We start from the raw sequence: 25,073 nt of genomic DNA on the forward strand, positions 1-25,073 counted from the left end.
TGGAGGAAAAATGTTAAATCAAAAAAACAAAAGAAATTTTTCTATAATCGCACATATTGATCACGGTAAATCAACAATTGCTGACAGATTATTAGAATTTACTGGAACGGTAACAAAAAGAGAAATGGTTGACCAAGTGTTAGATAGCATGGATTTAGAGCGTGAAAAAGGTATAACAATAAAGGCCCAAGCTGTTACACTTAATTATAAAGCTAAAAATGGTGAAATTTTCGAATTAAATTTAATCGACACTCCTGGACATGTGGATTTTATTTACGAAGTTTCCCGTTCGCTTGCAGCTTGTGATGGAGCGCTTTTAGTAGTCGATGCAGCTCAAGGAATAGAAGCACAGACTTTGGCAAATGTCTACTTAGCTTTAGAAAATGACTTGGAAATTCTTCCTGTAATCAATAAAATTGATTTGCCGTCAGCTGATCCTGACAAAGTAAAAATAGAAATTGAAGATGTTATAGGACTTCCAGCTGATGAAGCAGTTCTTGTTTCTGGAAAAACGGGAATCGGAATTGAAGATTTGTTAGAAGCAATAATTAAATATATTCCTGCGCCAAAAGGTGACGTAAATAAACCTTTAAAAGCGTTGATATTTGATTCTCACTATGATGATTTTAGGGGAGTTATTACATATATTAGAATTGTTGACGGAAAAATTTCTAAAGGAGATAGAATTAAAATTATGTCAACTGGTAAAGAGTTTGATGTCCTTGAAGTTGGAATTTTTTCACCAAAGATGAAAGAAACGAAAGAATTGACAGTCGGTTCAGTTGGATATATCATCACAGGAATAAAATCAATTAAAGATACACAAGTTGGAGATACAATCACTCATGTTCAAGATCCGACAGATTTAGCACTTGAAGGATATAGACCAGCATTAAGTATGGTTTTTGCTGGAATTTACCCAGTTTCTACTGATGATTATGAAGATTTGAGAGAAGCTCTTGAAAAATTACAGTTAAATGACGCTTCATTGTCTTATGCTCCTGAAACTTCTCTTGCATTGGGATTTGGTTTTAGATGTGGATTTTTAGGCCTACTTCATATGGAAATCGTTGTAGAAAGACTTCGTCGAGAATTTAACATCGACTTAATTTCCACAGCTCCGTCAGTTAAATATCATGTTACATTGGAACAGCAGCAAATGCAAGTTATAGATAATCCCGCTGAATTTCCTGAAGGGAAAAAATATATTGAAGAGCCTTATGTAAAAGGTACAATTATTGTTCCAAAAGACTATGTTGGAAATGTGATGGAACTTTGTCAGGAAAAAAGAGGAACATTTATCAATATGAATTATCTTGATGAAACAAGAACTATGATTAGTTACGATTTACCACTTGCAGAAATTGTAATTGATTTTTACGACAAGTTAAAATCTCGAACAAAAGGTTACGCTTCGTTTGAATATGAAATGATTGGCTATAAAGAATCAGATTTAGTAAAAGTGGACATTTTAGTCAGTGGAAATCCTGTGGATGCTTTTTCATTTATCGCACATAAGGATAATGCTTACTATAGAGGGCGTGCGATAGTTGAAAAATTAAAAGATGTAATTCCAAGACAGCAATTTGAAATACCGCTTCAAGCGGCACTTGGAACAAAAATAATCGCAAGAGAAACAATAAAGGCGCTTCGTAAAAATGTCCTTGCAAAATGTTACGGTGGAGATATTACCCGTAAGAAAAAATTATTAGAAAAACAAAAAGAAGGAAAAAAACGGATGAAAGCGATTGGAAATGTCGAAATTCCACAAGAAGCATTTTTATCAGTTTTAAAATTAAATGACTAATTTTTGAATAAATATTTGAATAAGATAAGATAAAATAGAAGAAAAAAAAGAAAGAGAAAAAAGTGAATAAAGATAAAGATTTAAATAAAAATATTATATTTTTTGATGTAGAAACAAATGGATTTCAGGGAAGTTCCGTTTTATCTATGTCAGCAATAAAAGTAAATTACAATTTTGGAAAAAGTGAATGGTTAAAAGTTTCAGAATTTAACCGCTTTTATTTTAGAGAAGAAGATGAAGAAATGAATGAAGGGGCAATTAATGTAAATGGACTAACTGACGAAGTAATTGCACTTGAACGAAAAAAACTTAAAGATAAAATAGGAGATTATCCTTTGACTTTTAAAAAAGATATGGACAATTTTTTTATGTTTTGTCAGGATACTGACCATTTTGTAGCTCATAATATAAAGTTTGACAGAAGTTTTGTGGATTTTGCACTAAAAAATCAGTTTGATACAATGAAAGAAAATATTGATATTTTAAAAATTGAAAATAATTGTGGAAATTACAAATGGCCAAAACTTATTGAATGTGCTAAGTATTATAAAGTTCCATTTGAAGAAAATCAGTTTCACGGAAGTTACTACGACGTTTTAATAATGTTTAGAATTTTTTATAAAATGACTAAAAATGAAATTTCTAAAAATCGAATATTTAATTTTTTGGAAAAAGAATGATTAATATAAATAGGGGATCTGTTTTAAAATGAGTATACTTTTGCAAAAAGATGATCTGAATTTAAAAAATGAAAGTCAAAAAATTGTAGAAATTAAAGATTATGAAGAAAAACTAAAATTTGAGTTAATTGAGTATTTCTCAAAAGAAATTTCTTTTTTAATAAAAGATGGCAGTTATCAAGATGCTATAGATTTTGTTCAAAATAGACTAAATACTCGTTTTGAAATTCCGTTAAAACAAAAAGAAAAAGATATAACAGGAAATTTAAACGAGCTTATTTTAAATAAAAAAACAAAATTTAAAAATTTTTTTATATATTTAAAAAATGAATTATTAAATTGCAAAAAGTTTTATTTTATCGTGAGTTTTATAAGATATTCAGGACTTCAAATACTTTTGAGCACATTGGACGAACTTGAAAAAAAAGGAATCAAAGGTGAAATTATAACTTCTGTTTATTTAAATATAACAGATTCAAAATCATTAAGAAAACTTCTCAGTTATAAAAATATAAAAGTGAAAGTTTATAATAATTCAAGCGAGAGTTTTCACACAAAAGCGTATTTATTTGAAAAAAATAAATATCATACTTGCATAATAGGTTCTTCAAATATAAGCCAAAGCGCTTTGTATTCTGCAGAAGAATGGAATGTTAAACTTACAGAAAGTAATTTTTTTGAAATTTATAAAAAATCAATTTCACAATTTAAAAATCTTTGGAACAGAGACAAAACCATTGAGCTTAGTGAAGATTTTGTCTTTGAGTACGAAAATTATAAAAATAATTTGAAACTTCAAAAAACTTTTGATTATATAAAAATAAAAAATAATAAAAATCATTTTGAACCGAATAGTATGCAAAAAGAAATTTTGGAAAAGCTAAAAAATACTAGAAAATCAGGGAATAAAAAAGGACTTGTGGTTGCTGCGACTGGAACTGGGAAAACGTATCTTGCAGCGATGGATATAAAAATTTTTTTTGAAAAGAAGGAAAAGAAGTTTTTGTTTTTAGCACATAGAGAAGAACTTTTGGAAAATGCGATTTTAGTTTGTAAAAAGATTATGAAAATTGGAGAAAATAAGATTGGAAGAATTTTTGGAGGAAAAAAAGAAACTGAGAAAAAAATTATTTTTGCAACTGTGCAATCGCTTCAAAATAATTATCTTGAATTTTCTAAAGATTATTTTGACTATATTGTAATTGATGAATTTCATCACTCAAGTGCCAAAAGTTACACCAAAATTCTAAACTATTTTAATCCAAAATTTCTTCTAAATTTTACTGCAACACCTGAAAGAATGGACGGAAAAGATATTTTAGAACTTTGTGATTATAATTTAGTTGGCGAAATGGGTTTGAAACGAGCAATGGAACAGGATTTGATTGCACCTTTTCACTATTTTGGAATAAATGACGAAACATTTGATTATGAGAAAATTCCTTATAAAAACGGAAAATATCAGGAAGATATTTTAGTTAAAAATCTGTCAAATAATAAAAGAGTTGATTATATAATTGAGAGCATTAAAAAAATCGGATTTGATGGTGAAAAGATGAGCTGTATTGCTTTTTGTGAAAATATCAATCATGCTAGTTTTATGAATGAAAATTTTAATAAAAACGGATATATCTCGAAAATATTGACTTCAAAAACTTCAAAATTTGAAAGAGAAAAGATTTTAGAAGATTTTAAAAATAAAAAATCTGAAATTTTGTGCGTTGTAGATATTTTAAACGAAGGAATTGATATTCCGAATATAAATTTGCTTTTATTTTTAAGGCCGACTTTTTCTTCTACAATTTTTACTCAGCAAATTGGACGAGGACTTAGAAAATGTGAAAATAAAGATTTTGTGACAATTATAGATTTTATTGGAAATCACAAAAAAGACTATATCATTGCAAAATTTTTTTACGAAGAAATGTTAAACAATAAAAATATTTTGTACAGCAAAAAAGAGAAATTGATAAAAGAAATAAAAACTAATTTTGAAAATATACCAATGGCATCATATGTCGAACTGGATAGAATTTGTCAAGAACGAATAATTAATAAAATAGAAAAAATCAATTTTAATTCTAAAATAATGTTAAAGGAAGCATATGACAGCTTTAAAAATGAAATTGGAAAAAATGATGATGAAATTTTAGAAATTTTAGATTTTGATAGAAATATTGAATTATTTATCGAGTTAAGTTCAAAATACGGTTCTTTTTACATAGCACAAAAAAACTTAGAAAGTAATTCAATTGATGAATTAAATTTTTCAAATATCGAATTTTTATCATATTTAGAAAAAAAATTAACTTTAGTTGAGCCGTTTACTTATTTAATTATGGATTTATTTTTAGATAAAGATAAAAAAATTAAAAATATTACGGAAAACGATATTTTGAAAAAATATAAAAATTATTTTAATATTTTGGAATTTAAAAATACTTATTTAATAAAGCGAATTTTAAAAGAGCTGATAGAAGATGAAATTTTGGATTTTGAATCAAATTCTGAATTTAAAAATAATAAAAACTATAAAATTTCTAAAAAATATAAAAATAATTTTTTTAAAGATAAAAATTTTTTGAAAAGATTAAAACAGCTCATAATTTTAGGTTTGTCGGAATTTAAAAATAATGATATTAGTCAATTTAATGAAAATATATTAATAAATTACAAGGAATATAAACGAATTGAGTTACAGATTTTGTTGGATTCAAAAGTTCCAAAAGGAAGCTGGAGAGCTGGATATGCTAATACTGAAAAAGATATTTGCCTTTTTGTAACTTACGACAAATCTCATATTTTACAAGAAAATTTAAAATATGATAATTCGCTACATTCAGATGACATAATTCAATGGATAAGCCAACCCAAAACTTACCACACCTCAAGTGTCGGTCAAATGTTTATAAAACACAGGGAAAAAGGTATAAAAGTTCATATTTTTGTAAGAAAATTTGCATTTTTAGACAATAAAAAGACAAACCCATTTATTTATCTAGGAAACGCGAATTATTACAAAAGTTATGGCGATAAGCCAATGACGATACTTTGGAAACTAAAAAATAAAATTCCTTTTGAAATAATTAAAGATGTAGTCATATAAAAATTATAAATAAAAATAAAATCGAAATATTTAATAAAGTTTAAATATTTCAATTTTATTTTTTATATTTTTTAAAATTTTGTTACACTAATTTTTTAAAAGAGTTGCATTAATTACAGCATACAAATTTTTTGCATCTTTTTCAAATTTTACACTGTATTTATAACCTTTTTCAGTTTTTTCTATGTTTTCAGGCAGTTTACTCAATTCAAGTCCATTTTCTGCATTAATTAGAGCAATTTTTAAATTTCGTATATTTTTTGAAGGTTTATTTTGAAAAATTACATTTATATCAAGATTAATCGCTTTATTTTTTTCAGCCAGTATTTTTTCTTTTTCAGTTTCAGATATATCTGTAATTTTTGAAGAAATTTTTACAACTTCAGGCTTTTCTGGAGCTGCTCCTTCGCTGTTTGTAAGTATCAATATTTTGTCATTTTGTCTATTTGCATTAGATATTTCAAATACAATTTTTTCAAAATTTTTAACATCTTTCACTTTCACATTTTTTGCCTTTAGATCCAGTGTGTTTCCAGTTATCACATCAATAGGTGCAGGTTTATTATCCTTCACATTTATATTACGGCTTCCTCTTCCTCCAAACAGTATACTTTCTTTTCCAAACAGTACAGAATTTCCTTCTATTACAATTTTATTGTTTATAACAGAACCTCTATGGCTATAACCACCATAAACATTACCACCAATTTTTGAGTTACCTTTTATTATTATTTCATTGTCACTAACTACTGAATTTTGTCCAGCACCACCATAAACACTTCCGCCTCTTACTGTTTTTACTCCATCTCTTTCCCAAAACCCATTTGTTGCAAGAACTCCACCATTAATAATTACCTTATTATTTTTTATTTCAGGAAATTTGTTGTTGTTGTCTTCTACTGCTCCAAAAACACGTTCAAGAGGTTTTCCACCTGAATTAATATAAACAGTGTTTCCTTTGGCACTTGAAGAAATACCAAATGAATTTTCCAGTTTTTCAAATCCTAACGCTTGAGTAGCTTTATTATCTTTTGGATACGTTACTATTTCCTTTGCAAGAAGACTCGTACTCAGCATTGCAATCCCCGCTAAAACAATTAATCCTTTTTTTAACTGACTTCTCATTTTCATAATATCCTCCTAAAAAAGTATTTTCCCCAAATTAAATTTTAAACACAAAAAATTTAATCTTAGATAAGTTTAGATATATTTTACTCCTAATTAGTTTGAATGTCAATTATTAAGTTAATAAAAATATATTATAATTTATTTTTTTTATAAAAAATTATTCTTTTTATTACTAAAAAAATGTGATATAATAAAATTGAAAAATATTAAAATAAGGAGAATCTTAAAATGCCAGTTTATTACAATGCGGATAAAAAGACTTGGTATACTATGTTTTATGCCAAAGATTATAAAGGTATAAACAAAAAATATAAAAAAACTGGATTTAAAAAGAAAAAAGATGCACAGCAATATGAATATGAATTTAAGTTGAAAATTTCAAAGTCAATGAATATGACTCTTAATTCTTTATACGAAATATATTTTGATGACTATAAAAAAAGATATAAGCCAACTACAGTAAATACAACACAGACTCTTTTTAATACACATATTTTGCCTTTTTTTGGAGAAATGGAGCTTTGCAAAGTTACTCCTTTTGTAATTCGGGAATGGCAAAACGAAATACTTGAAAAAACAAATAATAATAAAAAACTTAGTGAAAACACAAAATCAAGTTTATTTTCTGCACTAAAAAGTTTATTTAGCTGGGCTGTGAAATATCAGGGATTAAATGAAAATCCATGCAAAAATTTAGGTTCATTCGGAGCAAAAAAAAATCAAAATGAAATGAATATTTGGTCATTTGAAGAATTTGATACATTTATAAACAAATTAAGTGAATTCGGTAAAAAATATTTTGTGGAAGCGATGGCTTTTAAAACATTATTTTGGACTGGAATGAGAGTTGGCGAACTTATGGCTTTAACATTTGGAGATATAGATCTTGAAAGTAAGACAATAAATATCAATAAGACGTTTTCAAAGGTTAAAGGAAAAGTTTATATTACTTCTCCAAAAACTTTAGGTTCAAAGAGAAAAATTTTAATTCCGGAAATTTTATTAAATGATTTAAAATACTATTTTGAGAATTTTGATATTGTATCTACAAAACGAATTTTTGAAATAAAAACTGCAAGACTCCGATACATTTTGACAAAGTTTACAAATGTGCTAGGCTTAAAAAGAATAAGGATTCATGACTTTAGACATTCCCACGCTTCATATTTACTTTTTTTAAAAGCTGACATTACAGCCATAAGCAAACGATTGGGTCATGATAATTTGCAAACTACGATAAACACATATTCGCATCTGTATAAAGATGCAAATGCTCAATTAATTGATAAAATAAACAATATAAAAATAAAATAATTAAAAAAATAGAACTTTTATAGAACTTTGCAAAATTTTAAAACGAAACTTAGTTATCATTTTTAGGAGTTTAATTAGATTTTTTGATTTATCTTTACAATAAATAGAATTTAGTTTTGAAAAATTAGTGGCTGTATTTGAAGATATAACACTAATTTTTTTACATTGTTTTAAATTTTTTTGACCTTCATATATCAATTTTAAGAGCGAATTTTCAACTTATTCGATATTTTATTCTAAATTTTTATTTTTCTTCTTAAAACGGCTTTATTTTGAAAATTTAGAATTTTTGATATTTTTTTATAATAATTTTGTTTTTTTTATTATAAAAACTGAAAAAAATTCAAAAAATTAAATTTTATACGATATTGACTTTTCTTAAAAATGTGCGATAATATTATTGTCAGGAAAAATTAAGATGGATATATAAAATTATTAAATTATGATTATCTAATAGTTTTTTCAAAATGGAAAGAAAGTTTATGGAGGAAGTATTATGAAAAAATTGACAAAAGATTTAGAAAAACTGGGGATAGTGAATGTATCAAAAATTTACAGAAATTTGAAACCTGCTGAACTTGTTGAACATGCGTTAGGGAGAAAAGAAGGAACTTTGTCTGAAACTGGTGCTTTGGTTGTGCGAACTGGAAAATACACAGGACGTTCGCCTAAAGACAAATATATAGTTGATACTTCACAAATTCACGATAAAATTGCTTGGGGAGATGTGAATAAACCTATTGAAAAGCAAAAATTTGAATCTATTTATAATAAGTTAATTGCGTATTTACAAAACAGGGAAATATTTGTATTTGATGGGATGGCCGGAGCTGATCCAGCTTGCAGAAAAAAATTTAGAATTATAAATGAACGAGCAAGTCAAAATTTATTTATTCATCAATTGCTAATCCGTCCAACTGAAGAGGAATTGAACGATTATGGACATGCTGATTTCACAATAATTGCAGCTCCTGGATTTAAATGCAATGCTAAAATTGATGGAATAAATTCATCAGCTGCAATAATTATTGACTATGAAGCAAAAGTTGGAATTATTTGTGGAACTGAGTATTCAGGAGAAATAAAAAAAAGTGTATTTTCAATAATGAATTTTATAATGCCTGAAATCGATGTCTTACCTATGCACTGCTCTGCCAATATGGATCCTAAAACAGGAGAAACTGCAATATTTTTTGGACTTTCGGGAACTGGAAAAACTACACTTTCCGCAGATCCCAACCGCAGATTAATTGGTGATGATGAACATGGTTGGTCGGATCACAGCATTTTTAACTTTGAAGGTGGATGCTATGCAAAGTGTATAAATCTTGATCCAAAACATGAACCAGATATTTTTAATGCTATAAAATTTGGAAGTTTAGTGGAAAATGTCGTGATGAATCCTAAAACTCGCGAATTTGATTTTTATGATAAAAGTTTAACTGAAAATACAAGAGTTGGTTATCCAATTGATCATATAAGAAATGCTCAAATTCCAGGAATTGGAGGAATTCCTAATGTTATAATATTTTTGACAGCGGATGCTTTTGGTGTTTTACCACCTATTTCTAGGCTTTCAAGAGATGCTGCCATTTATCATTTTGTAACAGGATTCACTTCTAAATTAGCTGGAACTGAACGTGGAATTACAGAACCACAACCTACGTTTTCAACTTGTTTTGGAGAACCGTTTATGCCACTTGATCCATTTGTTTATGCTGAAATGTTAGGAAAAAAAATAGAATTGCATAATACAAAAGTATTTCTGATAAATACAGGATGGTCTGGAGGTCCATATGGTGTGGGTAGCCGTATAAATTTGAAATATACAAGAGCGATGGTTACTGCGGCATTAAGTGGGGAATTGGATGAAGTGGAATATAGACATGATGATATTTTTAATGTAGAAATTCCACAATATTGTCCAAATGTTCCAAGCGAGTTATTAAATCCTGTAGACACTTGGGCAAATAAAGAAGCATACGGGGCTGCTGCAAAAAAATTGGCAAAAATGTTTAGAGAAAATTTTGCAACAAAATATCCGCATATGCCAGAGCATATTGTAAACGCTGGACCAGCATTTTTTGAATAAATATAAAAAGACAGTTTAGTAAAATTCAAGCTACTTTTGTATAAATATATAATTTTTTAATTTAAAAAGTTTGAGTGCGCTATAACTGTCTGTTTTAAAAATTTGTTTACTAAACTAAAAGGAGAATTTTTATGAAAGTAAAAATAACAGAAACATCACTACGAGATGGACACCAATCGCTTATGGCAACCAGAATGACAACTGCCGAAATGCTTCCAATCATAGAAACTATGGACAAAGTTGGATATTATGCAATGGAAGTTTGGGGTGGTGCCACTTATGATGCAGAAATTAGGTTTTTGCATGAAGATCCTTGGGAAAGACTCAGAGAAATTAGAAAAAGAGCAAAAAATACTAAATTGCAAATGCTTTTAAGAGGGCAAAATTTATTAGGATATAGACATTATGCTGACGATGTTGTTGAAAAATTTGTAAAATTTTCAATAAAAAATGGTATTGATATTATTCGTACTTTTGACGCATTAAATGATACAAGAAATATCAGAAAAGTTGTGGAAAGTACCAAAAAATATGGTGGAGATAGTCAACTTGCAATTTGTTATACAATAAGTCCTGTTCACACAATAGAATATTACAAAAAATTGGCACTTGAAATGCAAAATATGGGAGCAGATTCCATTGCAATAAAAGATATGTCAGGAATTTTGCTACCAGACGTTGCTTATAAACTTGTAAGTGAACTAAAAAGTATTTTAAAAATTCCACTTGAGTTACATACTCACGAAACAGCTGGAATGGCTGAAATGAGTGTTTTGAAAGCTATTGAAGCTGGCGTAGATATTGTAGATACTGCAATTTCACCTTTTGGTGGAGGAACATCGCAGCCACCTACAGAATCACTTGTAAGAGCACTGCAAAAAACAAAATACGATACAGAATTAAATCTTGAATTTTTAAAAGAAGTGGCAGAATATTTTAAGCCAATAAGAAAAAAATATATTGACAATGGATTTTTAAATCCAAAAGCTTTGGAAATAGAACCTAATATCGTGGAATATCAATTGCCTGGCGGGATGCTCTCAAATTTGTTGTCCCAGCTAAAATCACAAAATGCTCAGGATAAATATGAGGAAGTTCTCAGGGAAATTCCTAAAGTTCGTAAAGATTTAGGTTATCCACCATTGGTTACTCCTATGAGTCAAATGGTTGGAACTCAAGCTGTATTTAATGTTTTAACTGGAAAAAGATACCAAATGGTTCCAAGAGAAATTAAAGATTATGTAAGAGGAATGTATGGGAAACCTCCTGTTCCAATTTCTGATGAAATAAAAAAAATCATAATTGGAAATGAAAAAATATTTACAGGAAGACCTGCTGATCTGTTAAAAAATGAATATGACACAATGAAAAAGGAAATTGGAAATTTAGCAAAATCTGATGAAGATGTTTTAACTTATGCATGTTTTCCACAAATTGCAAGAGACTATTTAGAAAAAAATATTCAAAAGAAAAAACTCAAAATAAAGAAAAAATTGAAATTCATAATATTAATGTAATTTTTTAAAAAATATTCAAATATAATTTGGATAAAGTTTTTTGAAAGGGATAATTTGAAAAATGAAAAGTATTTTATTTGGAAATTCGGCTGTGTCATTTGGAGATGCAATTTATATTACTGTTGTAAGTATGTTAATTGTTTTTTTTATATTGCTGTTAATTTCGTTTGTATTATCATTTTTTAAATATTTTTCAAATGAAAAAGATCAAAACACCATAAATGAAAAAATAAACGATATTAACACTTTAAAAAATTTAGAATCTGAAAATTTAAATACAAACGAAAAATTCAGTATTGAAAAAATAAAAGATGAAACAATGCTGGTAGCTTTATTGACAGCTCTTGTTGACGCATCTGAAAATAATAAAGATTGTGAAATAAAAGTAAAGAATATAAAAGAAATTAAATAAAATTGAAATTCAAAGGGGTATGACAAGTATGATTAAATTATATAAAATCAAAATTGGAGAAAAGGTTTATGAAGTGGAAGTGGAAACTGTTACTGAAAAAGAAGGTTCTATTTCAACTAATTCAAACTATGATCAAAAAATACGGGGAAAAAATGATTTTACACAAAATAAAATTAATAATTCTGTTGAAATCGGGGAACCGATAAAAGCCCCTATGCAAGGGCTTATTGTCGATATAAAAGTTGAAGCTGGACAAAAGGTAAAAACTGGAGATGAAATTGTAATTCTAGAAGCTATGAAAATGGAAAATCCTGTCGTAGCTCCTAAAGATGGAACTATTAGCGAAATTAAAGTATCTAAGGGAGATAATGTAAATTCCGATGATATTTTGGCAATATTATCTGAATAAATTATTGCTTGAAATTTTATAAAATATTCTAATTTTATTAATTATAGCAATAATTTATTTTATAGAAAAATCTTTAAGGAAAGGAGTGGTTTTTAATATGGAATTACTAAAAATTCTTTATGGAACTACAGGACTGTCAATGATAACTGTAAAACAGATTATTATGATAATAATTTCTTTAATTTTATTATATTTGGCAATAAAAAAACAATATGAACCTTATTTATTGCTTCCAATTTCTTTTGGAATGCTACTTGCAAATTTACCCGCTGTGGCAAATGAAGGACTTATGGAAAAAGGAGGACTTTTATATTATTTGTACCAAGGGGTTAAACTTGGAATTTATCCGCCACTAATATTTTTGGCGATAGGTGCAAGTACTGATTTTGGACCTCTTATTGCAAATCCAAAAAGTTTGTTATTGGGCGCTGCAGCACAATTTGGTATTTTTGTAGCATTTATTGGAGCAATTTTGCTTGGACTGGCTGGAAAAGAAGCCGCTTCAATTGGAATTATTGGGGGAGCTGACGGACCAACTGCCATTTATTTAACGACAAAACTTGCACCTCATTTATTAGGATCAATTGCTATTGCAGCTTATTCCTATATGGCTTTGGTACCAGTTATTCAGCCACCAATTATAAAACTACTTACAACAAAAAAAGAAAGAATGGTTGAAATGACTCAACTTAGATTTGTAAGCCAAAAAGAAAAAATAATTTTTCCAATTGCAGTCACAATTATCGTAATTCTTTTAGTTCCATCATCGGCTCCATTAATCGGAATGTTAATGTTAGGAAATCTTATAAAAGAAGTTGGAATAGTTTCAAATTTAGTTGAGCATGTGAAAGGAGCGCTATTATACTGTATTACAATAGTTTTGGGAATGACAGTTGGAGCAACTGCTAATGCAGAAAATTTTTTAAGTCTTACAACAATAAAAATTATTATTTTAGGATTAATTGCGTTTTCTTTTGGAACAGTTGGAGGTGTACTCTTTGGAAAGATAATGTATAAATTTACAAAAGGAAAAGTAAATCCGATGATTGGTGCAGCAGGAGTTTCAGCAGTTCCTATGGCAGCAAGAGTCGTTCAAAAGATAGGACAAGAAGAAAATCCACGAAATTTTTTATTGATGCACGCAATGGGACCGAATATTGCTGGTGTAATTGGTTCAGCTGTTGCTGCAGGAGTTCTTTTAATTATATTTAAATAATAAAATTTTGAATAAACAAAAAAAATAATGATGAATAAAGAGAAGGAAGCAAAGATAATTATGAAAGAAAATAGAAAAAATGTAAAAATATATAAATTTGATGTAATTGATTCGACAAACGATTATTTGAGAAGAGAGCATAATAACCACGAGGAATTTGACGTTATTTCTGCTGGTATTCAAACACATAGTAAAGCTCGTAGAAATAATGATTGGGTTTCACTTGAAGGGATGGCTATGTTTAGTTTCTTTTTAAATGAAAGAAAAGAGATAAAAATGGAAGATTATTTCAAATTGCCATTACTTGCTGGACTTGCTGTAATAAAAGGATTAAAAAAAATTGAGGACTTGGATTACAAATTTAAATGGACAAATGATGTTTATTTGGAAAATAAAAAATTATGTGGAATTTTGATGGAAAAGGCGGATGATGTCTACATTGTAGGAATTGGTTTAAATGTAAATAATGTCTTGCCAGAATTTTTGGAAAGTAAGGCTGTTTCATTGACTCAGATAAAAAACAAAAAATATGAAATTGATGAGATTATAACAAATATTATTTATGAATTTAAAATATTATTTGAAAATTTAAAAAATGGATTTTGGGAAGAAATTTTAGAGCAAATTAACGAAATAAATTATTTGAAAAATAAAAATATTGAATTAAAATTTGGAAACGAGATTGTTTCGGGAATTGCACAAAATATTAACAAAGATGGAGAAATTGAAATTTTAGTTTCTCAAAGTGAAACTCAAAAAAATATAATTAAAAGTTTTTCAGTTGGAGAAGTTTTTGAAAAAATTAAGATATTTTAAAAACATTAACAAGGGGGCATAAGGTCCCCTTGTTATTAAATAAACTAAAATTTATTATTTAGATTCTCCGCCCATTTTCTCCTGTTTAACTTTATGATCAACAACATGTCTTTTAGCTAGTTCATCTTTCACATCTTGAATAGTAAGCCCTTGCTCAATCATTAAAACTAAAGTGTGATAATACAAATCTGCAATTTCATATCTCAATTCATCATTATCATTATTTTTAGCCCCAATTATAACTTCTGTACATTCTTCTCCAACTTTTTTCAAAATTTTATCAAGCCCTTTTTCAAACAAATAAGTCGTATAAGATTTTTCATTTGGATTAACTTTTCTATCTTTTATCAATTTATAAAGTTTTTCAGGCGTAAAACTGCTATAATCTTCTGCTTCAAACAACGAGTTAAAAAAGCAGCTCTCAGCACCAGTATGACAAGCAGGCCCATCTTTTTTTACTTCCACAAGCAAAGCATCCGCATCACAATCATATTTTACTGAAACAACATGCTGATAATTCCCTGAAGTTTCCCCTTTTAGCCAAAGTTCTTGTCTACTTCTGCTAAAAAAGCAAGTTTTCTTATCTCTTAAAGTTATTTCAAGACTTTCTTTATTCATATATGCAAGTGTCAGTACTTCTTTTGTATAATAATCCTGTATTATCGCAGGAACAAGCCCTTTTTCATCAAATTTTATTTGCTCTATATTCATTTTTACCTCTTTTCTAAAATTATTTATTTTAATATTTTAATTTTTCTCTCAATAAGTAAATATACTTTAATAAATCTTCCATCTCAAAAACAGAAACTTCGTAAATCATTTCTAAACTAGTTCCCCAATATTCATGAATTAATCTATTTCTCATTCCTTTTATATTTTCCTAATAAGAATGATCTGAGAATATATCTGTTAAAATATTTTTGTCTAACTTTTGAATTTGCGAAATAGCTTCTCCAATTTTTTCTAATTGTCTTTCAATATACCCGATTGTTTTTCTATCATTAACAAACTCTTCAAAAGAAACTTTAGAAATTTCTTCTTGTATAACATCAATACATTCTTCAATGTCATAAGTAAACTGAAGTATATTTCTCTTCCTTTTACACATAAATTACACTCCGTAAAATTTCTTCTTTTATTTCATCTTTATATTTCTGAACTTTTGAATTTTTAAATTTATACTCAAACATACTTTCACCAACTAAATCTACTTTTTTTTGAAAAATTTCTTCAAGTCTTTTGTGTAAATTGCAAAAATTTTGATACATTCCATTTTTAAATTCCATTTTTACAAGAATATCGATATCACTGTTAGCAGTATCACTATTTTTAGAAAAACTACCAAAAAGTCCTAATTTTAAAATTGAATATTTCTTTTTATTAATCTCTTTTAATTTTTCTAAAATTTCTTCTTTTTTCATAGTAATTTCCTCTTAGTTCATTTTCAAAATTTTTCTTATTAAAAAATATCAAATTCTCATCTCAACACCATTACTCTTCAAATACTTTTTCAACTCCATAATTTCCACTTCCTTAAAATGAAAAATCGAAGCTGCAAGTCCCGCATCAATTCCCGGAATTTTAAATAAATCTCTAAAATGCTCCATATTTCCAGCTCCACCTGATGCAACTATTGGAATTGACAATTTTTGTGATAAAATTTCAAGTAATTCTAAGTCAAATCCATTTTTAACTCCGTCTGTGTCAATACTGTTTACAACAACTTCTCCAGCACCATTTTCTTGACCATTTACAAACCATTCTATCGCATCAATTCCAGTATTTTCTCTTCCACCTTTTGCAAAAACTTTAAATTTTCCATCAATTCGTTTTACATCGACTGACAAAACCACACATTGATCTCCATATTTTTTTGCAGCTTCTTCAATTAATTTTGGATTTCTTATTGCTCCTGAATTGACACTCACTTTATCAGCTCCAGCTTTTAAAACTCTATCAAAATCATCCAGCGTATTTATTCCACCACCAACAGTAAGTGGAATAAAAATTTGACTTGCCACTTCTTTTAAAATATCTGTAAACAAGCCTCTTTCCTCAACCGAAGCCGTAATATCATAAAAAACAAGCTCATCAGCCCCAGATTTATTGTAAAATTTAGCAAGCTCAACTGGACTGTCAACTTCTTTTATCCCAGTAAAGTTCACACCTTTCACCACTTTCCCATTTCTCACATCAAGACACGGAATTATTCTTTTTGCAAGCATTCTTATACCTACTTTCTTTGTTAAATTTATTTATTTAGCTTATTATAAATTTTCATACATAATTAAAAAATATTATTTACTAATTTCTAAAACTTCCTTCAAATCAAGATTTCCCGAATAAATAGCCTTTCCCACAATTGCTCCATAAATATGATTTTTATTAAGCTCTTTAATCTCATCTAAAAATGTAATTCCACCTGACGCAATAATATCTGAATTAACTACTTTCGACAATTTTTTATAAATTTCAAGATTTGTACCATTTAACATTCCATCTTTTGAAATATCGGTATAAATTATTGTTTTCACACCTATATCCGATAATTTTTTGCAAAATTCAATCGAGTTCAATTCTACAGTTTTAGTCCATCCTTTAACCGCAACTTTCTCATCTTTCGCATCTACAGAAACTGCAATTTTATCGCCGTATTTTTTTATCATTTCCTTCAAAAATTTTTCATTTTCAACGGCAATCGTTCCTAAAATAACACGGTTTACTCCCAATTCAATATATTTTTTTATTCTTTCTTCATCACGGATTCCACCACCAACTTGAACAAAAAAATCACTTTTTTCAACCAATTCTTTTATGACCTCATAATTTTTTGTATTCCCATCTTTTGCCCCATCCAAATCCACAATATGAAGATTCTTTGAATTATTTTTATTAAAAAAGTCCAAAACTTCAACAGGATTTTTAAAAAATACTTCCACTTGGTTATAATCCCCTTGTCTTAATCTAACTGCCTGTCCGTTATGTAAATCTATTGCTGGAAAAATTTCTATCATTGTTATTTTCTCCTTTTATTTTTAAAATTTTTTATCATTTGTTAAACTTTGAAATTTTTAATAATAATATTTAAGATAAAAATTCTTTTATTGAATTTTTATGTTGTTACTTTTACAATAATTATTTATTTTTAAAATATCAATTAAACATATTTATTTTTTTTAAATTTTCTTCAAACAATTTTTTATTATTATAGAAATCATTTTTATTTGACTTTGCTAGCTCTGATTTTATAAACCAATTCTGATACTTACTATAATCTAATATTTCTTTATTAGGCTTATTTTTTCCTTCAAAATTTTTATAATAAAAATCAATTGCATCCTGTGTACGATTCTCATTTAAATAGAAACTTATTGCAAACCATCCCATTGTTAATTTGTATGCCCAAGCCTGTTCATCAGAAATATGTGATTCTTCCGTTTTTTTCTTATCATCACACATTTTCATAATAGAATTTAAGCTTGCAAGTGCTGCTTTTTCATCTGTTTGCATAACATTCCAAATTGCATCCTCTCCTATTGTATATGTTACAGCAATTCTAGTAATCAAATAATCTGGATATTTTTCTTTAAGTATTTCATAATTTTTATTGTAAGAATCAAAATCTCCCTTATTGGAATAATACATATTTGAAAAAAACAATTTCGACACTTCATAAGGATTATATTTTTCATATCGTTTTAAATTATTTAATTTCTCTGCATCACTTTTTCCAAGTGCATTATAAATATTTATCAAGTTTTCTGACAGAACAAAATTCTTCTCATTCTTTTTCAACAATTCTTCAATCTTTAATGCCAATTTTTTTACTTTTTCTCTGTCAGGTTCACTCACTACATTAGGCATTTCCTTATCCAGTTCTATTGTTTTTAATATTATTTCTTGAGAAACTCCTAATTTTGATAAATCCTGACTTATCATCTCGCTTCGACTTTTCGCATTCAAATTCACTATTGCAAAAATACTCATCAATAATATTATCTTCTTCATAAATACCTCTTTCACAATTAATCAAAATCAACCAAAAAATGAATAAATTAAGTAAAATAATTACAATTTCACTTTTATTTCATCAATTCACCCCAATTTTTCAATAATTTCAATCCAGTATCTCCAGATTTTTCAGGATGAAACTGCATTCCATAAACATTTTTATTTTTTACAATTCCAGGAATTTTTGTTCCATATTCTGAATATGCAACAATATTTTTCATATCCGTTTTTGCAAAATATGAATGTACATAATACACATATTCTTCATTTTCAACATTCACATTTTTCAAAATTTTATCATTTCTAAATTCATCATTTATTTTCAAGTTGTTCCATCCCATATGAGGTATTTTCAAATCAGAATTTTCTGGAATATATTTTTTTATTTCCTCAACACTTCCATTTATAAGTCCAAGTCCTTCAAATTCACCGTATTCGTAACTTTTTTCAAAAAGCATTTGCATTCCAAGGCAAATTCCTAAAAATGGCTTTCCATTCTTCGCTTCATCTATCAAAATATCTTTTAACCTATATTTTTCGAGATTAGAAACAGCGTCCCTAAAAAATTTTAAGCAAAATTATTCCTTTCGCATTTTTAATCTCTTCAACATCATTAGTCAGTTTTGTATCAAGTCCAACGTAATTTAATGAAGATAGCAAAGAGAAAAGATTACCCACTCCATAATCAATAACTGCAATCATATTTAAAAATCCTTTCTTTTTCTTTACATTTTTACTTTATTTTTTGATAAATTTATATAATTTTTTTTACTTGTTTTTGATTCGTTATTTCTTTCAAATTTTCAGTAACTTTATGAAATTTATTAAATCTTTTTACTTTTTTTACTTACTTAAATTATATCAAAAAAAATATATTGTTGCAATTAAGAAAAAATTTTCCATAAATAAAAACACTTTTTTATGAGACCTTTTTTGCTCCCCTGCCAAGGAACACAATTTTACATTATTTTTTATATATTGTCAACCATTCAAAAAAATTTTTTAGTTTTTCACAACTTTATATTTCACTTTAACTCTTTTTCCAAAAAATGCCATTCCAATATGTACAATTTCTTTTACTCCACATTCCTTTAATAAAACAGGATATTTTTTATTTTCAATTTGACTCAATGCTTCCTCTGCTCTTTCTTCAAGCTCTTCTTCAGTTTTAGCCACTTTAAATTCAAATATATATCCAACATTTCTTTTATTTATCGGATTTAAAGCTAAATCATTCCTTCCATAGCCAGTTTCATTATTTGATAAAACTGTATACTCATTATCAAGATATAGCATCATTCCTAAAATAAAAGTATGATATGGTTTTTCTGTTTTAGAAGTATCGTGATAACTCATTGACACTAAAAATATTTCATTTAAAAGTTTTTCAAATATGTCAAAATCGAAGTTTTTAAATGCTTTTATCATTTCTCTAAATCTGCTAAAACCTCCTAAATTTTGAACAAACATATCTTTAAAAAATGTTTTAACTTCATAGTTCGGTAATTTCAAAGCATATTCATTCATAGCAATTTTTTCTTCAACAGTCAAATACCCTCCAAAAAGTAATAACTGCCAAACTTCTTGTGGATCTTTCAATCTATCCATATTCGACGAAGCCATTACCATTTGCTCTGTTGTCCCATTATTGAATAAATCTTTTAATTCGTCAAATAAATCTTTATCAGCATTGTCTATTGCTGTATGGATAAGTCTGTTATCTGATGTATTTATCCAGTAAACATTTATTTCTTTTTCATCGAGATAGTTAATTATACTCCACGGATTATAAATTTGAATATTCCCAAACTTATAGCCGTTATACCATTTTCTCACTTTTTCAATATTTTGCTCTAATCCATAATATTCCAAAGCATTTTTCACTTCTGTTTCAATCAATCCAAAACTTTCTGCATATTTATTATTCAAAACTGTATAAGTTTTCAAATTATTCAATCCAGAAAAAATCCCTTCCTTTGCTACCCTAAGTATTCCAGTCACAACTGCAAATTGCAAATATTCATTATCTTTCAATGTATTTGAATAAAAACTTTTAAAAAATCTTCGTGACTTTTCATAATATCTTTCGTTCCAAGCACTTGTCATTGGAGTGTCATACTCATCTATTAAAATTATAACTTTTTTCCCGTAATATTCATATAAATACCTTGATAAATTCTTTAATGAATTTTCCCAATCTGCATTATCCTTATCTTTAACAATGCTTAAAAAATCTTCCAAATCAAATTCATCCAATTTCTCTTTAATATATTGAAATTGTTTATACAATGATTTTACAAGGTTCTTAATATTAAAAAAACTATTCTCCCAATTTTCTGCCTCGGCATTTCTCAGGCTTATAAGAATCACAGGATTTTGTCCTTGATTTTCCATATACTCACTTTTTGAAATATACAAATTTTCAAATAATTTTCTATTTTCCTCTGCATTTTTCACATCAAAAAAATATTTTAACATCGACAAATTTAGAGTTTTTCCAAATCTTCTTTGTAAAAAGTTTAACTTTTGATAAGTCTTCCAGCAAATCTTCTATGAACTTTGTTTTATCGATATAATATCCGTTTTCTTGTATAATCTCCTTAAAATCAGAATTTCCAATTGCTAGTCCTTTTTTCTTTTTTTTCATAATTAATCCCTACTTTCCCTTTAACTACTTAAATTATATCAAAAAAATTGACATTACAATGAAAATCACTTTTCGCTTTTCTTTTTCTTAAAAAAATCCAGAATTGTCTTCTTATGTTTCAATCCCTTCGGCAAGGGCACTCCTATCCAATCATGAAATTCCTTTATCTTAATTTCAATAATATCCGAAGAATTATTATCATTTTTGTGATAATGCATTTAAATATTTTGTAGATGGAAGAATTTTTGTACCAAATCTGTTGCTTTGTCCTTCTTCACTATCTAAACTTTTTAATTTGAATAAATATACACCTTTTTCTTTTTGTATTTTAAAATCTTGATGATTATATTCGTATAATTTTCTCCATAAAGACTGATTATTTTCTACAGTGTCATCATATCTAGTTTCAGGAAACCAAGCAGGCATTTCGATTTGAGCAATTTCAAAATATTCCTTAAAAATTTCACGAGACCAATAAAGGAAATCTATCAATCCTGTAGAAGAATGCAAAGAATAATTTTTCCAGCTTAAATTGTCATCTGTCAATTTTTCTGCAAATCGAATAACAAAATCTTGAAAAAGAGTATCATTAATAATTTCAAACACTTCTGTATAAGCTTTTACAGATTTTTTCTTAAGTTCTGTGTCAAAAACTTTATCATTTTTCACATAGTACGATCTTCTTTGTGCCCGTTGTGGCAACGAATATTCCAAAGCATTTGTTGTTCCAATAAAACAAGGCGTAAAATCAAAATTTGATGTAGAAAGATTTGAAACATTTACAATCAGGTTATTTCCTCTATCTTTGTTTGAAAAAAATTCTTCGTCAATTTCATCAATTAAAATTGGAGCTACATTATTTTCATTCATCCATAGTTGAATTTGTGTTATCGTGTCTGCTTTTTTTGTTCTTCCAGTCGGAATAATGTTATTGTACAAAATAGGCTTTGATTTAGAAAGACCCAGCATTTTTTGTAAAATCTGCAATAAGTTACTTTTTCCTGAACCAGCAGTTCCTCCAATAAATAGAAATTGCGGAACATCTAATTTTTCCGAATCAGATTCCAGTTTGAACCTAATATCCTGAAGAAAAGGCGAGGTAAATGCATATAAAATAATCTCAATAATTCTTGAACCATAATTATCGTTATAGTCAATTACATACTTTCTATAGTTCTCAATCAATTTTACAATACTTTCAATAGAATTTTTTATCTCTTCTTTTCCAGCTTTCTGCCCAAACGGTTTCGTGTTTCCATTTTCTTCAATATATAATCCCGAACACCCGAATCCACGGTCGGTATCTTTTGAAAATAATAATTCTCTTTCAGGAGTTGACTGATTCAATTTTATAGCAATTTTAACCTCTAATTTAGGTTTTATCTTTTTCGCAAATGTTTCAGGTGTCACAACCATACTCTCTTTCTTTTTAGCCTGTCGTGAAATAGTATTAATCGACAATTCATAAGCAAATTTTTCAACTTCAAGTTCCTCTTTTTTCTCATTCTCAATTATTTTCTGTTTCTCATCAATCGTTTTAATTTCCTCGATTATCGGCAAAGCAACACTATCTTCTTCTTTAACAATCACATCATTAAATTCTTTAACAACATCTTTTGAAACATCTATTTGCAATTTGGCACTTTCATCTTGTGTAAATCTCACAGAAAATGTCTCTTCCTGTTTTTCATCATTATTTTCATCTAAAACTTTAATTTTACTTTTCGCCTTCTTTCTTATAGCTTTCGTAATAAAATCAGTACAAGTTAAAGTAATTTCGTTAAAATATTCTTCAAACTGGTTAAATAATGGAGAATTATCAAAAATGACAATGTTTTCAAATTGATTCCTTTTGTTTGAAAAAGCCTGAAATGAAAGATTAGCAGATCCAAAAATCAATCTCGTTTCTGAATCATTTTTCAAAAGATAAAATTTACTATGAATTGTCGAACTTATTGGCACTCTCAATTTCCACTTTTCTTCCACAATACTTTCTTGATTCTCCCTTGAAAGATTCTCAAAAAAACGGATTTGTTTCTTTTTAATAATCGCCTTTTGACTCTCAATCAAATTCTTGGTTTCATTTTCCAAAGCCTTTAACCCTCTAACTTGGACATCTACATCTTGTATCCCAATAACCAAGTCAACACTTTTAAACGGAGTCAGGTATTTATTCAAAAAACTTTCATCAGCTGAAAAAGTGACAGCCTTTATCTCATAAAACCTGTTGCTATCGAAAATCTCTTCAATTTCTAAATCAACTCTCTCACCATTTAAAATAGTAAAAAGTGTATTTTTAACTTTTATAGTTTCAGTTTTTTCAATATTTTCATTTTCCTTTTCAAATAAAGTTAAAGATTCAGATTCTAATTCTTTTTCCATTTTATCTCCTTTCTATTTATGTAATTAGTATTCGTAAAATTAATTTTCTTTCCCTCTCTTCAATTTTTTCAAATACTCCTTCTTCTCCAACGAAATTCTCAAACTTTCTCTTCTGTATCGTCTTATTATGCACCCAAACATCCAATCTGTTATCTTCTAAATAAATCACCGCATAATCCCACTGTTTTGCAAGTGCCGTCGCAAAAAACCAAGCAACTACCATTTTTACATAATACTCCTCAGAATGAATATTCGCTACCACTTTCAAATATTCCTTTTTAAAGTCTTCATCCAAAAAATGTGTCATCAACATTTCTACACCGAACCTGCAAGTATAAGTTTTATCCGATTGAGACCACTCCTTTATTTTTTCAATCAATTCTTTTTTATACTTTTTAAAAATTTTTGGAGAAATCGTATCACAAACCGCCCAATTATCAATAAATGGCAAAAAATTATCAAGCAATTTAATACATTTCTCAAAATCTTTGCTCTCTGAAATAATCGCTCCATGCAACAAATTCTCATCATAATATTTATGTGGCAACTCCTTCAAAAAATCCTCATATTCATTATTCTTTACCAATTTTTTAGCCAATTTTCTTATTTCAGGAATTCTCACTCCAATAATTGTATCCTCCGATACATTTGGTGTCAATTTACTTAAAAATTTCATATATTCTTTATCTTGAAGTGAAAATAGTTCTTTTTGTATTTTCATTTTAATTTCTCCTATTTAAGTTTATCTTCTAGTCATTTATAAATATTGCTGTTATTCAATCTTTACTTTATCGCTTTAAATATTTAATTGTTGTCTAAATTTTAGGTATTTCATATAATTCATCTTTTGTCTGCCATTTTCCATTTATTTTTCTAAATTCAAGAATACGACTCTCAACTGTAGTTTCCGTCAAATCTTTTTTTATTTCATCTCTAAGATATTTAAAAAATCTCTCTTTTTTTTGATCACTTAAATCACTAATATGGTCTAAATTCTCCATTTCTTCATCTGTAACTCCTGATTTTTCTAGTGCATTATTAAAGTTTATATCACTATCACTGTCAAAATTAGGTGCTATTTCTGTTATTTCCACTTTAGCTATATTTTTTCCTGTAAAAGAAATAGATTTTGGAATATATTTAACAGATTTATCTAAGCTTTTTATCATTTCATCTGCTATAATTTTATTCATTCTATCGTAAAATTCTTTATCTTTTGCACTAGATTTTTTATAATCATCATCGTTTTTCATTTCTCTTGGTATCATAATTTTAAATTTTTCAAGTATAATTTTTTTGTCACGATTTTCAAAATCACTAATTATTTTATCAACAATTCCTTTAATTTGATTGCTATCGTTATCAACTTCACTTTGTGAAATATTTACTCCGTTTTTTATGTAAACTTCATAATTGTTTTGTGCCATTCCCAATGTTCCTAAAATAAATAACCCTAATAATATCTTTTTCATTTTTTCTCTTCCCACTTCTTTCTATTTATTTTATTTTATTTTTTAATTTTTTACTTTTCTTAAT

Annotated in this window: 21 protein-coding genes and 2 pseudogenes; 10 read left to right on the top strand and 13 right to left on the bottom strand. The window is 27.6% G+C overall.

Annotated features, from left to right (window positions below):
- Positions 1 to 10: 10 nt before the first annotated feature.
- The 3 genes from lepA (at position 11) to AB8B22_RS05410 (ending at position 5,593) form a co-directional block, all read left to right on the top strand.
- Entirely contained in the window at positions 11 to 1,807 is a 1,797-nt protein-coding gene (gene lepA / locus AB8B22_RS05400; RefSeq protein ID WP_369710351.1) for a translation elongation factor 4, read from the top strand.
- Positions 1,808 to 1,869: 62 nt separating this feature from the next.
- The gene (locus tag AB8B22_RS05405; RefSeq protein ID WP_369710352.1) at positions 1,870 to 2,487 is read left to right on the top strand and encodes an exonuclease domain-containing protein; all 618 of its coding nucleotides are present in this window, start codon (positions 1,870 to 1,872) and stop codon (positions 2,485 to 2,487) included.
- Between the two features lie 28 nt (positions 2,488 to 2,515).
- A complete protein-coding gene (locus AB8B22_RS05410; RefSeq protein WP_369710353.1) occupies positions 2,516 to 5,593 on the top strand; it encodes a DUF3427 domain-containing protein in 3,078 nt (1,025 codons plus the stop codon).
- 87 nt (positions 5,594 to 5,680) lie between these two features.
- Here the strand turns inward: AB8B22_RS05410 and AB8B22_RS05415 are convergent, their stop codons facing one another.
- On the bottom strand, positions 5,681 to 6,724 hold the full coding sequence (locus AB8B22_RS05415; RefSeq protein WP_369710354.1) for a hypothetical protein: 1,044 nt from the start codon (positions 6,722 to 6,724) through the stop codon (positions 5,681 to 5,683).
- 225 nt (positions 6,725 to 6,949) lie between these two features.
- Between AB8B22_RS05415 and AB8B22_RS05420 the strand changes: the two genes are divergently transcribed.
- From AB8B22_RS05420 to AB8B22_RS05450, 7 genes are all read left to right on the top strand, one after another.
- On the top strand, positions 6,950 to 8,035 hold the full coding sequence (locus AB8B22_RS05420; RefSeq protein WP_369710355.1) for a tyrosine-type recombinase/integrase: 1,086 nt from the start codon (positions 6,950 to 6,952) through the stop codon (positions 8,033 to 8,035).
- 496 nt (positions 8,036 to 8,531) lie between these two features.
- The gene (pckA, locus tag AB8B22_RS05425; RefSeq protein ID WP_369710356.1) at positions 8,532 to 10,127 is read left to right on the top strand and encodes a phosphoenolpyruvate carboxykinase (ATP); all 1,596 of its coding nucleotides are present in this window, start codon (positions 8,532 to 8,534) and stop codon (positions 10,125 to 10,127) included.
- A gap of 131 nt (positions 10,128 to 10,258) precedes the next feature.
- On the top strand, positions 10,259 to 11,644 hold the full coding sequence (locus tag AB8B22_RS05430) for an oxaloacetate decarboxylase subunit alpha (RefSeq protein ID WP_369710357.1): 1,386 nt from the start codon (positions 10,259 to 10,261) through the stop codon (positions 11,642 to 11,644).
- A gap of 61 nt (positions 11,645 to 11,705) precedes the next feature.
- The gene (locus tag AB8B22_RS05435; RefSeq protein ID WP_094080480.1) at positions 11,706 to 12,056 is read left to right on the top strand and encodes an OadG family protein; all 351 of its coding nucleotides are present in this window, start codon (positions 11,706 to 11,708) and stop codon (positions 12,054 to 12,056) included.
- Between the two features lie 28 nt (positions 12,057 to 12,084).
- Positions 12,085 to 12,465 carry an acetyl-CoA carboxylase biotin carboxyl carrier protein subunit gene (locus AB8B22_RS05440; RefSeq protein ID WP_369710358.1) on the top strand — a complete coding sequence of 127 codons (381 nt, stop codon included), beginning with the start codon at positions 12,085 to 12,087 and terminating at the stop codon, positions 12,463 to 12,465.
- 97 nt (positions 12,466 to 12,562) lie between these two features.
- Positions 12,563 to 13,681: a sodium ion-translocating decarboxylase subunit beta gene (locus AB8B22_RS05445; RefSeq protein ID WP_369710359.1), complete on the top strand. Its 1,119-nt coding sequence runs from the start codon at positions 12,563 to 12,565 to the stop codon at positions 13,679 to 13,681.
- 27 nt (positions 13,682 to 13,708) lie between these two features.
- Positions 13,709 to 14,497, top strand: a complete 789-nt coding sequence (locus tag AB8B22_RS05450) for a biotin--[acetyl-CoA-carboxylase] ligase (RefSeq protein ID WP_369710360.1) — start codon at positions 13,709 to 13,711, stop codon at positions 14,495 to 14,497.
- Between the two features lie 54 nt (positions 14,498 to 14,551).
- Here the strand turns inward: AB8B22_RS05450 and hisIE are convergent, their stop codons facing one another.
- The 12 genes and pseudogenes from hisIE to AB8B22_RS05515 all read right to left on the bottom strand — a co-directional run bounded on the left by hisIE (position 14,552) and on the right by AB8B22_RS05515 (position 25,009).
- Positions 14,552 to 15,208, bottom strand: coding sequence for a bifunctional phosphoribosyl-AMP cyclohydrolase/phosphoribosyl-ATP diphosphatase HisIE (hisIE, locus tag AB8B22_RS05455; RefSeq protein ID WP_369710361.1), 657 nt, complete (start codon positions 15,206 to 15,208; stop codon positions 14,552 to 14,554).
- Between the two features lie 28 nt (positions 15,209 to 15,236).
- Positions 15,237 to 15,605 (bottom strand): annotated as a pseudogene (locus AB8B22_RS05460) (DUF86 domain-containing protein).
- Positions 15,598 to 15,918, bottom strand: coding sequence for a nucleotidyltransferase family protein (locus AB8B22_RS05465; protein WP_369710362.1), 321 nt, complete (start codon positions 15,916 to 15,918; stop codon positions 15,598 to 15,600). The pseudogene AB8B22_RS05460 and the gene AB8B22_RS05465 overlap by 8 nt, the downstream one beginning before the upstream one ends.
- A 48-nt stretch (positions 15,919 to 15,966) precedes the next feature.
- The gene (gene hisF / locus AB8B22_RS05470; protein ID WP_369710363.1) at positions 15,967 to 16,722 is read right to left on the bottom strand and encodes an imidazole glycerol phosphate synthase subunit HisF; all 756 of its coding nucleotides are present in this window, start codon (positions 16,720 to 16,722) and stop codon (positions 15,967 to 15,969) included.
- 72 nt (positions 16,723 to 16,794) lie between these two features.
- Positions 16,795 to 17,511, bottom strand: a complete 717-nt coding sequence (gene hisA / locus AB8B22_RS05475; protein WP_369710364.1) for a 1-(5-phosphoribosyl)-5-[(5-phosphoribosylamino)methylideneamino]imidazole-4-carboxamide isomerase — start codon at positions 17,509 to 17,511, stop codon at positions 16,795 to 16,797.
- A gap of 139 nt (positions 17,512 to 17,650) precedes the next feature.
- Positions 17,651 to 18,505 (bottom strand): hypothetical protein, encoded by an 855-nt coding sequence (locus AB8B22_RS05480; protein ID WP_369710365.1) that lies wholly within the window; start codon positions 18,503 to 18,505, stop codon positions 17,651 to 17,653.
- A 74-nt stretch (positions 18,506 to 18,579) separates the two neighbouring features.
- Positions 18,580 to 19,023, bottom strand: coding sequence for an imidazole glycerol phosphate synthase subunit HisH (gene hisH / locus AB8B22_RS05485; RefSeq protein ID WP_369710366.1), 444 nt, complete (start codon positions 19,021 to 19,023; stop codon positions 18,580 to 18,582).
- Positions 19,024 to 19,066: 43 nt separating this feature from the next.
- Positions 19,067 to 19,210 (bottom strand): hypothetical protein, encoded by a 144-nt coding sequence (locus AB8B22_RS05490; protein WP_369710367.1) that lies wholly within the window; start codon positions 19,208 to 19,210, stop codon positions 19,067 to 19,069.
- Between the two features lie 300 nt (positions 19,211 to 19,510).
- A pseudogene (locus AB8B22_RS05495) lies at positions 19,511 to 21,155 on the bottom strand (AAA family ATPase).
- A gap of 198 nt (positions 21,156 to 21,353) precedes the next feature.
- The gene (locus AB8B22_RS05505; RefSeq protein WP_369710370.1) at positions 21,354 to 23,537 is read right to left on the bottom strand and encodes a phospholipase D-like domain-containing protein; all 2,184 of its coding nucleotides are present in this window, start codon (positions 23,535 to 23,537) and stop codon (positions 21,354 to 21,356) included.
- Positions 23,538 to 23,553: 16 nt separating this feature from the next.
- Positions 23,554 to 24,258 carry a DNA alkylation repair protein gene (locus AB8B22_RS05510; protein ID WP_369710371.1) on the bottom strand — a complete coding sequence of 235 codons (705 nt, stop codon included), beginning with the start codon at positions 24,256 to 24,258 and terminating at the stop codon, positions 23,554 to 23,556.
- Between the two features lie 94 nt (positions 24,259 to 24,352).
- A complete protein-coding gene (locus tag AB8B22_RS05515; RefSeq protein ID WP_369710372.1) occupies positions 24,353 to 25,009 on the bottom strand; it encodes a hypothetical protein in 657 nt (218 codons plus the stop codon).
- Between the last annotated feature and the right edge of the window lie 64 nt (positions 25,010 to 25,073).

Origin of the sequence: Leptotrichia rugosa (genome assembly GCF_041200005.1) — a bacterium.
GTDB classification, from domain to species: Bacteria; Fusobacteriota; Fusobacteriia; order Fusobacteriales; family Leptotrichiaceae; genus Leptotrichia; species Leptotrichia rugosa.

Coding starts and splice junctions, on each gene's coding strand:
- lepA (WP_369710351.1), top strand. CDS start 11: ATGTTAAATCAAAAAAACAAAAGAAATTTTTCTATAATCGCACATATT.
- AB8B22_RS05410 (WP_369710353.1), top strand. CDS start 2,516: ATGAGTATACTTTTGCAAAAAGATGATCTGAATTTAAAAAATGAAAGT.
- AB8B22_RS05415 (WP_369710354.1), bottom strand. CDS start 6,724: ATGAAAATGAGAAGTCAGTTAAAAAAAGGATTAATTGTTTTAGCGGGG.
- AB8B22_RS05420 (WP_369710355.1), top strand. CDS start 6,950: ATGCCAGTTTATTACAATGCGGATAAAAAGACTTGGTATACTATGTTT.
- pckA (WP_369710356.1), top strand. CDS start 8,532: ATGAAAAAATTGACAAAAGATTTAGAAAAACTGGGGATAGTGAATGTA.
- AB8B22_RS05430 (WP_369710357.1), top strand. CDS start 10,259: ATGAAAGTAAAAATAACAGAAACATCACTACGAGATGGACACCAATCG.
- AB8B22_RS05435 (WP_094080480.1), top strand. CDS start 11,706: ATGAAAAGTATTTTATTTGGAAATTCGGCTGTGTCATTTGGAGATGCA.
- AB8B22_RS05440 (WP_369710358.1), top strand. CDS start 12,085: ATGATTAAATTATATAAAATCAAAATTGGAGAAAAGGTTTATGAAGTG.
- AB8B22_RS05445 (WP_369710359.1), top strand. CDS start 12,563: ATGGAATTACTAAAAATTCTTTATGGAACTACAGGACTGTCAATGATA.
- AB8B22_RS05450 (WP_369710360.1), top strand. CDS start 13,709: ATGATGAATAAAGAGAAGGAAGCAAAGATAATTATGAAAGAAAATAGA.
- hisIE (WP_369710361.1), bottom strand. CDS start 15,208: ATGAATATAGAGCAAATAAAATTTGATGAAAAAGGGCTTGTTCCTGCG.
- AB8B22_RS05465 (WP_369710362.1), bottom strand. CDS start 15,918: ATGAAAAAAGAAGAAATTTTAGAAAAATTAAAAGAGATTAATAAAAAG.
- hisF (WP_369710363.1), bottom strand. CDS start 16,722: ATGCTTGCAAAAAGAATAATTCCGTGTCTTGATGTGAGAAATGGGAAA.
- hisA (WP_369710364.1), bottom strand. CDS start 17,511: ATGATAGAAATTTTTCCAGCAATAGATTTACATAACGGACAGGCAGTT.
- AB8B22_RS05480 (WP_369710365.1), bottom strand. CDS start 18,505: ATGAAGAAGATAATATTATTGATGAGTATTTTTGCAATAGTGAATTTG.
- AB8B22_RS05490 (WP_369710367.1), bottom strand. CDS start 19,210: ATGATTGCAGTTATTGATTATGGAGTGGGTAATCTTTTCTCTTTGCTA.
- AB8B22_RS05505 (WP_369710370.1), bottom strand. CDS start 23,537: ATGGAAAAAGAATTAGAATCTGAATCTTTAACTTTATTTGAAAAGGAA.
- AB8B22_RS05510 (WP_369710371.1), bottom strand. CDS start 24,258: ATGAAAATACAAAAAGAACTATTTTCACTTCAAGATAAAGAATATATG.
- AB8B22_RS05515 (WP_369710372.1), bottom strand. CDS start 25,009: ATGAAAAAGATATTATTAGGGTTATTTATTTTAGGAACATTGGGAATG.